This is a genomic window from Hydrogenophaga sp., assembly GCF_051860785.1.
In the GTDB taxonomy this organism is placed as follows: domain Bacteria; phylum Pseudomonadota; class Gammaproteobacteria; order Burkholderiales; family Burkholderiaceae_C; genus Hydrogenophaga.
This window is the reverse complement of the sequence record NZ_JBIMLB010000043.1, coordinates 1-912: the sequence shown is the minus strand read 5'-3', so window position 1 is coordinate 912 and position 912 is coordinate 1. Positions and strand designations below refer to the sequence as shown.

The window sequence follows — 912 nt, the reverse complement described above, 5'->3', positions numbered from 1 at the left end:
TCGGCTTCAGCCGCGACCGCGGTGATTCGGTCAACGTGGTGAACGCCGCCTTCAACGTGGAACGCAGCACCAGCAGCGAGGTGAGCGAGCCGGCGTGGTGGCAACAGTCCGGCAACCAGGACCTGCTGCGCAGCCTGGCCTGGCCGCTGGGCATGGTGGGTATGGGCCTGCTGGTGCTCATGGGCCTGGTGCGTCCCGGTCTGAAGCTGATCAAGACGCCGGTGGCCGGCCGGCCCAACCAGCCCCTGCAGCCGCTGAGCGCGGTGCTCAACGAAGCGCCAGAGCGCCCGGGCCTGCCCATGCCAGGCGCGAACAACGAACCCACGCCTGAGGTACAGCGCCTGGCCGATGCCAAACGACTCGCGATGGAAAATCCCGCGGCAGTCGCCAACATCGTCAAGGGCTGGGTCAATGGCGAAGCGCCGGCCTGAACATGAACCACCCCCTGCGCCGCTTCGCGTCTTCCCCCTCTCTCGCCTTCGGCGGGAGGGGGACGGCGCCTGAGGCCCGGCAAAGCCGGTTCCTCGGTACCCCTGGAATCACTTGCCTCGCATAGACAAGGAACACGATCATGGAAGACACAGGCATCCAGGACGCGGCGATTTTCCTCATGTCGCTGGGCGAAGAGGAAGCGGCCGAGGTGTTCAAGCACCTCTCGCCCAAGGAAGTGCAGAAGCTGGGCGAAACCATCGCCAAGACGCGGGCGGTCTCGCACGACCGCGTCGACCAGGTGATGCAGAAGTTCACCACCGAGGCCTCGTCACAGAGCCTGCTGGTGTCCGATACCGACAACTACGTGCGCTCGGTGCTCAAGCGCGCCCTGGGCGACGACAAGGCCTCGCTGCTGATCGACCGCATCCTGCAGGGCGGTGACGTCTCGGGCATCGAGAGCCTGAAGTGGATGGACCCGCT

The 912-nt window shown here is 66.1% G+C and carries 2 pseudogenes; both read left to right on the top strand.

Going from position 1 to position 912, the window contains the following annotated elements:
* Positions 1-431 (top strand): annotated as a pseudogene (locus ACTIF6_RS26805) (flagellar basal-body MS-ring/collar protein FliF); the annotation flags it as partial.
* A gap of 140 nt (positions 432-571) precedes the next feature.
* Positions 572-912 (top strand): annotated as a pseudogene (fliG, locus tag ACTIF6_RS26800) (flagellar motor switch protein FliG); the annotation flags it as partial.